At 43.9% G+C, this 9,155-nt stretch carries 8 protein-coding genes; 1 reads left to right on the forward strand and 7 read right to left on the reverse strand.

The annotated features are described in order from the left end of the window. Positions 1–84 precede the first annotated feature (84 nt). On the forward strand, positions 85–519 hold the full coding sequence (locus tag JMF81_RS05335; RefSeq protein WP_201310417.1) for a hypothetical protein: 435 nt from the start codon (positions 85–87) through the stop codon (positions 517–519). 74 nt (positions 520–593) lie between these two features. Here the strand turns inward: JMF81_RS05335 and JMF81_RS05340 are convergent, their stop codons facing one another. The 7 genes from JMF81_RS05340 to JMF81_RS05370 form a co-directional block, all read right to left on the reverse strand. Further along, positions 594–2,669, reverse strand: coding sequence for a heavy metal translocating P-type ATPase (locus JMF81_RS05340; protein ID WP_201310418.1), 2,076 nt, complete (start codon positions 2,667–2,669; stop codon positions 594–596). Between the two features lie 3 nt (positions 2,670–2,672). Next, a complete protein-coding gene (locus JMF81_RS05345; protein WP_201310419.1) occupies positions 2,673–2,990 on the reverse strand; it encodes a DUF6110 family protein in 318 nt (105 codons plus the stop codon). Positions 2,991–3,199: 209 nt separating this feature from the next. After that, positions 3,200–5,467 (reverse strand): endopeptidase La, encoded by a 2,268-nt coding sequence (gene lon, locus JMF81_RS05350; RefSeq protein ID WP_201310420.1) that lies wholly within the window; start codon positions 5,465–5,467, stop codon positions 3,200–3,202. Positions 5,468–5,600: 133 nt separating this feature from the next. After that, complete coding sequence (locus tag JMF81_RS05355; protein ID WP_201310421.1) at positions 5,601–6,074, reverse strand: ubiquinone biosynthesis protein; 474 nt, start codon at positions 6,072–6,074, stop codon at positions 5,601–5,603. A gap of 95 nt (positions 6,075–6,169) precedes the next feature. Beyond that, positions 6,170–6,832 (reverse strand): methionine ABC transporter permease, encoded by a 663-nt coding sequence (locus tag JMF81_RS05360; protein WP_201310422.1) that lies wholly within the window; start codon positions 6,830–6,832, stop codon positions 6,170–6,172. Position 6,833: 1 nt separating this feature from the next. After that, the gene (locus JMF81_RS05365) at positions 6,834–7,844 is read right to left on the reverse strand and encodes a methionine ABC transporter ATP-binding protein (RefSeq protein ID WP_201310423.1); all 1,011 of its coding nucleotides are present in this window, start codon (positions 7,842–7,844) and stop codon (positions 6,834–6,836) included. Between the two features lie 114 nt (positions 7,845–7,958). Next, positions 7,959–8,744, reverse strand: coding sequence for a MetQ/NlpA family ABC transporter substrate-binding protein (locus JMF81_RS05370; protein WP_243282546.1), 786 nt, complete (start codon positions 8,742–8,744; stop codon positions 7,959–7,961). Positions 8,745–9,155 lie beyond the last annotated feature (411 nt).

Genomic DNA, 9,155 nt, shown 5'->3' on the forward strand with positions numbered 1-9,155 from the left:
TCTACCTTGCATGATCGGATTCTTTGTGTCATATCTTTCTGTTTTGACTCATATACTAAAATAGAATCTTTTTGGGAGGAAGTTATGTCATCTAAAACGAAAATTGTCGTCTTCAAGGCGAAAGAACTGATCTATACCGGTATTTTCATCCTGCTGGGAATCCTTTTGATCCTTCTGCTTATTTTTATGTTCGCCCCGTCTAAAGAATCGACGGAAAAGTCAGAACAAACTTCCGGCTACATAGAAGGAGTCTATTCTTCTCCTCTGACACTGGGAGACAGCGAACTGGAACTTCAGGTAACTGTAAAAAACGGAAAACCTCAGTCTGCCGCCCTGAAGCATTTAGATAAAACCGTAAAAACCATGTATCCTCTTGTAGAACCGTCTCTGAAAGAAATCAACAAACAGCTCCCTAAAGTTGAGTCCATTGATGATATCAAGTTTGACGATCAAAGCCAGTACACAAACACGATCCTAAAACAGGCCATAAAAAACGCACTGAAAAAGGCTCAGAAATAAAAAACAGAGCTGCTGTCTCACAGATCACATCTTCTGCTGACAGCAGCTCTCCAGGTGCTGATTTCTTTTTTCTTTTATACAAGCAGGTCTTCCATACTCTTTAATCCAATGGCTAAAGTTGACATATTGTGGAACAATGCCGATGTTGTCGGCTGAATGATTCCGCCGACTCCCAGCAGGATCAGTGCTGTATTGATTCCCACGATCATCCGGTAATTTTTATGAATTCTCTTCATTAGCAGACTGCTCAGTTTTTTCAAAGTAACAAGTTCATTCAGATTGTCGGCTCCGATGGTAACATCCGCGATTTCTCTCGCGATTTCCGCGCCGTCACTGATGGCGATTCCCACATCCGCAGCTGATAAAGCCGGAGAATCGTTGATTCCGTCTCCAATCATAATGACCTTATGTCCCTGTCTCTTTTCTCTTTCTACAAACTCTGCCTTATCTTCCGGAAGTACTTCTGAAAAATACTCATCAACCCCGACTCTGCGGGCAATGGATCCTGCCGTTCTTTCACTGTCACCCGTCATCATCACAACTTTTTTTATGCCCGCTTCTTTTAAGTCCTTGACCACGTCCGCCGCTTCTTCCCTCAGCGGATCTTCAATACAGATCACCGCCGCCAGGCTATGTTCGACCGCCAGATACAGGTGGGAATGTTCCGGGCACAGCTGGTCGAAAGTTTCCTGCATTCCCTCCGGAATCCTGCATCCTTCATCTTCAAATACAAAATGATAGCTTCCGATCACAGCTTTTTTCCCATCGATCGTTGTCGAAATCCCATGTGCCACGATATATTCCACTTTCGAATGATTTTCCTCATGGATCAGATTCTTTTTCTTTGCCGCATCTACGACAGCCTTCGCCATGGAATGAGGAAAATGTTCTTCCATACATGCCGCCATTCTGAGAAGTTCATCCTTGTCTTCTCCGTTAAATGAAATTACATCCACGACCGCCGGCCGGGCTTTTGTAAGCGTCCCTGTCTTATCAAAGACAATGGTATCCGCTTCTGCCGCCGCTTCCAGGAATTTCCCTCCTTTTACGGTAATATCATAAAAACCCGCTTCCCGAATTGCCGACAGTACAGAAATCGGCATTGCAAGTTTCAAAGCACAGGAAAAGTCCACCATAAGAACAGACAGTGCCTTTGTGGTATTTCTTGTAATAAGATAAGTAAGAGCAGTTCCCGCCAGAGTATATGGCACCAGCTGATCCGCCAGATGTTCCGCCTTTCCTTCCATGGAAGATTTCAGCTTCTCAGACTCTTCGATCATTGTTGCAATTTTTTCAAATTTGGTAGAGCCACTGGTTTCTTTTACACAGATGGTCAGTTCTCCTTCTTCCACTACAGTTCCGGCATAAACGTATCCGTCCGCTGTTTTTCTTACAGGAACAGACTCTCCTGTCAGCGAGGACTGGTTTACCATGGCCTCGCCTTCCGATACAATCCCGTCAAATGGGATCACATTTCCCATATATACCACGATCTGATCTTCTTCCCGAATGTCGGAAGCGGAAACCAGGATCTGCTGCCCGTCTTTCATCATCCAGACTTTGCTTACATTCAGAGACATACTCCTTGCCAGATCATCTACTGACTTCTTATGGGTCCACTCCTCCAGAATTTCACCGATTCCCAGAAGGAACATTACGGAACCTGCCGTATCCATATCCCTGCGGATCACAGACATACCGATCGCCGCTCCATCCAGTACCGGAACCTCCAGCTTTCCAGCTGCAAGAGTTTTCACTCCCTCTTTCAGATATTTTACAGATTTTACCGCTGTAATCGCCGCCCTCAGAGGATATGGCAGAAACAGCCGGCTTCCCGCCCAGCGTACAATATGCATGATCAGTTTCTGACGGTATTCCTCATTTAACTCTCTCCCGGAATTTGCCAGAAAAGACTCCGGAACTTTCACATCTTTATAACAAAACCGGCGAAGCAGCTGTATCATCTCTTCTCTGCCGGAAGTATAGGATATGGTAATATCCTGCGTCTGCTGCCGCACTTTCGCAGCAGTTACCGATTTTCGGCTCATCAGATAATAATATAACGTATCCGCTTCACGGCAGGTCATTGTCTTCTGCACTGCGTGAATCCGAATACGTCCCTTTATTTCATGCTTTATAACAAATCTCATATCTTATTCTGCCGCTTCCTCTTCTTCAAATACGGCACCTGTTTCTCCCTCTGCGGTTTCTTCTTCAATTACCGCTTCACGGGAAGCTCTTTCCTCATTGATCTGCTGCGCCTCCGCATAGATGTCCTCTGCATTTTCCTGCACTGTTGTTGCAGTCTTCATTACACACTCTTTTGCCCGAAGCGCTGCGGCTGTACAGTTCGTATATACTTTCTTTGCATCCCTGCTGGACAGAATTTTAATTCCTGCGGTGCCAAACAAAACACCAGCAGCAAAAATCCCTCCTTTTTTTAAATCAAATTTCTTTAAGATATCTAACATAATTCTGCCTCCTGTTGTTATTTGTGCTTATACCCGGTATAGACAGTCATCATCAGACAGATGATCATCGCCCATGCCCAGAACTTGTGATTTTTCATTGGAAAAATCCTCCATTCTTAAAAAAACCTTTTATTAGATACCTTTTTATTATAACATAACTGCCCTCCTGATTATCGAGAAAAACTCTCATTAAACAGGAGGGCAGACGCTTATTTCAGTACTTTTTTCAGCACTTCTTCCACGGTCTTGACCGGTATGATTTTCAGTTTTTCTTTTACTTCATCAGCAACCTCATCCAGGTCATCGACATTCTCCGCCGGGATCAGCACCCTGGATATGCCGGCTCTCTGAGCCGCCATCAGCTTCTCCGGAAGTCCTCCGATCGGCATCACTCTGCCTCTTAAAGAAACTTCTCCCGTCATGGCGTATTCTGGAGAAACCGCTTTTCCCGTTACAAGAGAAGCGATTGCTGTTGTCAGGGTAATACCTGCAGACGGTCCGTCTTTCGGAACCGCCCCCGCCGGAACATGGACATGCAGATCATTTTTTTCAAACAAGTCTGCTTTCTCCGGATATCTTGATTTCACTAATGTCACCGCAATCTGAACAGATTCTTTCATAACATCTCCGAGCTGTCCTGTGATCTGGATTTTTCCGCTTCCCTTGGTAAACATCGTTTCAATAAAGAGGATTTCGCCTCCTGCCTGAGTCCATGCAAGGCCAGTCACAATTCCCGGCTGTTTTTCTTCCAGAATATTTTCATGATGGATCGGCTTCTGATCCAGAAATTCCTGCAGCCGTCTCGGACTTACGGTAAGGCTCTTTTGTTCTCCTTTTACCAGTTTGACTGCCGCGAATCTGCACAAAGTATCCAGCTGCTTTTTCAGTCCCCGGACTCCGGATTCCATCGTATAATCACTGATGATCTTTTCAAGAGCTTCATCTGTTACCTTCAGATTCTGAGCCTTGATTCCCATGGCTTTCATGGCTTTTGGCAGCAGATGTCTGCGTGCGATCTGGAATTTCTCCACTGCTGTATATCCCGGGAACTGAATGACTTCCATACGGTTCAGCAGCGGTTCTGGTATTGTATCCATGGTGTTTGCCGTACATACAAACAACACATCAGACAGATCATATGGAACATTCATATAATGATCTGTAAAGCTGTTATTTTGCTCCGGATCCAGTACTTCCAGCAGAGCGCTTGCCGGATCTCCGCTGAAATCCTTGGAAAGCTTATCCACTTCATCCAGTACCATGACCGGATTTGACGCGCCGCATCGTTTCATGCCGTCCATGATCCTTCCCGGCATCGCTCCCACATAGGTTCTCCGGTGTCCCCGGATTTCTGCTTCATCACGGACACCTCCCAGGCTGACCCGGACATATTTTCTATGCAGGGCGTCCGCAATGCTCTGTCCAATGCTTGTCTTTCCGGTTCCGGGAGCCCCAACGAACAGCAGAATGGATCCTGACTGCTTTTTATTCAGCGCCATTACCGCCAGCTGCTGGATGATCCTGCGTTTTACCTTTTTCAGACCATAATGCTCTTTATCCAGAATTTTCTCTGCTTCTGTAAGATCCACATCTGTCAATTCCTCTTTTTTCCATGACAGTCCGGTCACAAAATCGAGATAATCATAGAGCATGCCATATTCATGGCTGTCTTTTCCTTCCTGCTTCATCCGGTTTAAAATCTTCTCAGCTTCCCGTCTGGCCGTCTCATTCATTCCGGATTCTCTGATCTTATTTTCAAATTTGCGAACATCTGAGACATTCTCCGGATGCATCTCATCCAACTGCCTCTGCAGAAAATCAATCTGCTTTTTGATCGCATCTTCCCGATAAACCTTTTCATGGCTTTCCACCTGTTCATTCTCGGCTTCCTGACCCACTCTGGTCATCTCAATGAACTCATAGATTGCTTTTTCCATCAGTTCTGTTCGGACAGAGGTATGATCCGCTGCCAGAATCTCATATTTTTCCTCACTGCTTAAATTTAAATATCCTGCCAGAGAAGATACGGTCTCTTCCATGCTCTTCCAGTGCAGGATATAACCTCTCGCCATAACGCCCCACTGAAAGCCCTGGACAAATTTTAAGAGAGAATCTCTCATTCTGCCGTACCGCTCCTTGCGCTCCTCATCTGAAAGATCTTCAATATCTTCCCTTAACGTTACGGAAGCGACAATCTCATCCGCAGTTACATTCACCTGGAGGACATTGACACGATTAGTTGTTCGTACACTGATCACACCATTGTCATCCCGTGACTGGAATTTTCCTGAAATACCGATCGGATAAAAATCATCTGCCGTCATCTCAGATCTGGCTTTATCCTCCTTCAGCATTAAAAATAGTACTTCGTCATCTTTCCTGACATCTTCTATATTTAATTCCTGAAATACATCACTTTTAAAATAATACACGATGTCAGGCAAAATAATCATATCATATACAGGTATCGTAATCATATGGGTTCCTCCTTTGCTGCTATTGTTAGCACTCTCGTTAGTTGAGTGCTAATTCAAGGTTAGAATACCATACTTTTTTTCATTTGTAAAGAAAAAAGGTTCTGTTTCTTTCTCGAAACAGAACCCTGATCCATTATTTTTTATACTCTTCAATTTTTTTGGTATCGGTGTTTTTCTGATAAATCTTACCCGTATCCTTATCGACATAAAAGTCTCCATATTTTTTTCCGGAATCATCTTTGGTATCATATACTTCAAAATGATATCCCTCAGATCCATCCTGATACTCGGTGGTTTCCTCGCTCTTATTTTTCACCACATATCTTCCGTCTTCCTCACTGTTTCCAAGCTGATTCAGCAGATAGTCATGGGCATCATCATAATTATCAAATCCATTGGCTATATCATCCACTGCATCTTCTGCTCCGTCAGCGATATCATCTGCCGCGTCTTCCACATCATCCGCAAGACTGTCATCTTCTGTTGACGCCTTCCCGGCCGTTGTTTTTTCTGTCGTGTCATCATTAGAACGATTGGAACATCCGGCAAAGAGGAGGGACGTTCCTAAAACCACTGCCATACATAAGATCCATATTGTCTTTTTCATGTAAACTCTCCTTTTCTTCTCAACATTTTATACTCCTATTGTTTCCAAAGAAAAGAAAAATATGAATCCTTTCTTAATTTTATTTTTTCAGACTTTTATTTTCTTGTAAATGCCATTGCGATCCGGTCTCCGATCCACTGACCCAGCTGTACGATAACGATCAGAACTACCACCGTCACAAATAAAACGCCTGTCTGGTAACGATTATATCCATACATAATCGCGAGGTTTCCGATTCCTCCGCCGCCTACGGCCCCTGCCATTGCCGAATATCCAATGATACTGACAAATGTTACCGTCAGAGCCCGGATCAGCGCAGGCATCGCCTCCACAAACAAAACTTTACGGATAATCAGTAATGTTCCTGCTCCGGCAGCAACCGCTGCCTCAATTACTCCTTTGTCCACTTCACTGAAAGCGCCCTCTACTAACCGTGCAAAAAAGGCAATGGACGCAATGGAAAGGGATACAGAAGCCGCAAGTGCTCCAATAGATGTTCCTACCAGAAGTCTTGTCACAGGGATCAGAACAATGATCAATATGATAAACGGCATAGATCGAATGATATTTACGATCGTTCCTGCAATTCCGTTGATGATCCGGTTTTTAAAGAACAGCGGACTGGATGTCAGATGGAGAATCAGTCCTAAAACTGTTCCCACAACAGCCGCCGCGATCATGGAAATCAGAACCATCTCAAAAGTCTCAAAAGATGCCTGGGCAAATTCTGACTGTATGATTTCGAGTGTTTCATTCATCTTATTTTCCTCCTAATCTTTCCAGCTTATATACATTCTTTTCTATATATTCCAAAGCTTTTTCCCGTTCGGATCCGGCTCCTCTTAAGATAACGATCATAACTCCAAACGGTTTGTTATGAATATAATCTACTTTTCCACTGATAATATCAATGGTGATATCATAATTTTTTGAAGCCATACTGATCACCGGATCGTAAGAATCATCTCCGGTATAGCTAAGCCGCAGCAGCTCCTCATCCTCTTTCACTGTAAGGGCTTCCGGTACCGTTACATTAAGCACCCGTTCCACCAGTCGTTTTGCGATCGGCTCCTTCGGCTCAGTAAATGCCGTATAGATATCAGATATTTCTTTTAGTTTTCCTTGTTCCATAAAAGCGATTCTGTCAAACAGCTTTTTGGCTACTTCCATTTCATGGGTAATAAAGACAATGGTAATCCCGGTCTTTTGATTGATCTCTTTTAACAGCGCAACAATCTCTTCTGTATTCTCAAGGTCCAGCGCGGACGTCGCTTCATCACAAAGTAAAATTTCCGGATTATTTGCCAGAGCCCTGGCAATGGCAACCCGCTGCTTCTGTCCGCCGCTCAGGTTTGCCGGATAAGCATCTGCTTTTTCCGGAAGATGCACCAGTTCCAGCAGTTCCTTTACCCTTCCCGGGATCTTATCCTTTGGATATTTATTTGCATAAAGAGAAAACGCGACATTTTCCGCAATGGTGGAACCGCTGATCAGATTAAAATGCTGAAAGATCATTCCTATATTCAGACGGACCTTCCTCAATTCCCTGCGGTTAAGCTTTGTGATATCTCTGCCATCGATCAGCACCTGTCCTCTGGTCGGAGGCTGAAGCATATTGATCACACGGACCAGGGTACTCTTTCCGGCACCGCTTGGACCTACAATCCCAAACACTTCTCCATCCTGAATGGTAAGACTGACATCATTAACTGCCTTAAACGCATTTCCTCCATGTCCGAATTCCACATCTATGTTCTTTAATTCAATCACGTTTTTCCATCCTTTCTCATAGTATAAAATCCTGCATAGCATTCCAATCATAGCAATTCCAAAGGATTTTTTCAATCTTTTTATGAGTCTGCGGGCATTTTTCCTCTATTTTCCTTAAAAAAGCGCAACAACAGCTCCTTTATACTCTTTCTGGATAAAGTCCTTTACCTCATCGCTTTTTAATGCTTCCACCAAAGCCTTTATGGCCGCACTGTTTTCTTCTCCTTTTTTCACTGCCACAACATTTCCATATGTCTTTGCTCCCAAAGACTCTGCGTCTTCTACCGCCAGTGCATCCTTATCAACTTCCAGCCCAGCTTCCAACGCATAATTTCCATTGATAACTGCAATATCCACGTCCTGCAGGGATCTTGGAATCTGTGCCGCTTCCAGTTCCTTGATATTCAGATTCTTCTTATTTTCCACAATATCCTTTTTTGTCGCTGTCAATGACGCTCCGTCTTTTAATTTGATCAGACCCTGAGCCTCCAGAAGAAGCAGCGCTCTGGCTTCGTTTGTTGCATCGTTTGGCACGGCTACATCGGCTCCGTTTTTTAAATCTTTAAGAGATTTTGTCTTTCCCGGGAAAATCCCAAATGGTTCATAGTGAATCACTCCGGCCGATACCAGATCTGTTCCCTTTTCTTTATTGAAATTATCCAGGTATGGTTTATGCTGAAAATAATTAGCGTCCAGATCCCCTGCTTCCAAGGCAGTATTTGGCTGGACATAATCAGAGTATTCCTTAATTTCCAGTTCATATCCTTTTTCTTTTAGTACTTTTTTAGCCGCACGCAGGATCTCCGCATGAGGAGAAGGGCTGGCTCCCACTATAATTTTTTTGGAATCTTTTTTTGTACTGGATCCGCCGGTTCCACACCCGGCAGCCCCTGTCACCATGATCACTCCCGTCAGCACTGCAGCAAATAATTTTTTCCATAATTTTTTCATTTGTTCCACCTCTTTCTTTTTTTATCGAAATTTTCTTTATCATATCAGATCTTTTATTCGCTGTATAATATCTATCTTCTTGAATCTATTATAGGGAAAACTTATAACAGCATTTTGCAGCGTCTTCCCTTCTGCCGCAGCGCAATCCTCGCGGAGCCGCAGTGCGATCCTCGCGGAGCGTTTTTTATTTCATAGGAACGCAGTTCCCTATGAAACTTTCATGCCGTGGCCACTTGGCACCACCATCAATGAAACATAGCTATAACTTTTCAGTTACTTGCCATGGTTTCAGGTGTATACTAAAGATAACGGCAAAGTTCGATTTTTATTTGAGCCAACAGCTCGCCTATGAAACTGAAT

Origin of the sequence: Anaerostipes butyraticus, from assembly GCF_016586355.1 — a bacterium.
GTDB classification, from domain to species: Bacteria; Bacillota; Clostridia; order Lachnospirales; family Lachnospiraceae; genus Anaerostipes; species Anaerostipes butyraticus.

Coding starts and splice junctions, on each gene's coding strand:
- JMF81_RS05335 (WP_201310417.1), top strand. CDS start 85: ATGTCATCTAAAACGAAAATTGTCGTCTTCAAGGCGAAAGAACTGATC.
- JMF81_RS05340 (WP_201310418.1), bottom strand. CDS start 2,669: ATGAGATTTGTTATAAAGCATGAAATAAAGGGACGTATTCGGATTCAC.
- JMF81_RS05345 (WP_201310419.1), bottom strand. CDS start 2,990: ATGTTAGATATCTTAAAGAAATTTGATTTAAAAAAAGGAGGGATTTTT.
- lon (WP_201310420.1), bottom strand. CDS start 5,467: ATGATTACGATACCTGTATATGATATGATTATTTTGCCTGACATCGTG.
- JMF81_RS05355 (WP_201310421.1), bottom strand. CDS start 6,074: ATGAAAAAGACAATATGGATCTTATGTATGGCAGTGGTTTTAGGAACG.
- JMF81_RS05360 (WP_201310422.1), bottom strand. CDS start 6,832: ATGAATGAAACACTCGAAATCATACAGTCAGAATTTGCCCAGGCATCT.
- JMF81_RS05370 (WP_243282546.1), bottom strand. CDS start 8,744: ATGGTGACAGGGGCTGCCGGGTGTGGAACCGGCGGATCCAGTACAAAA.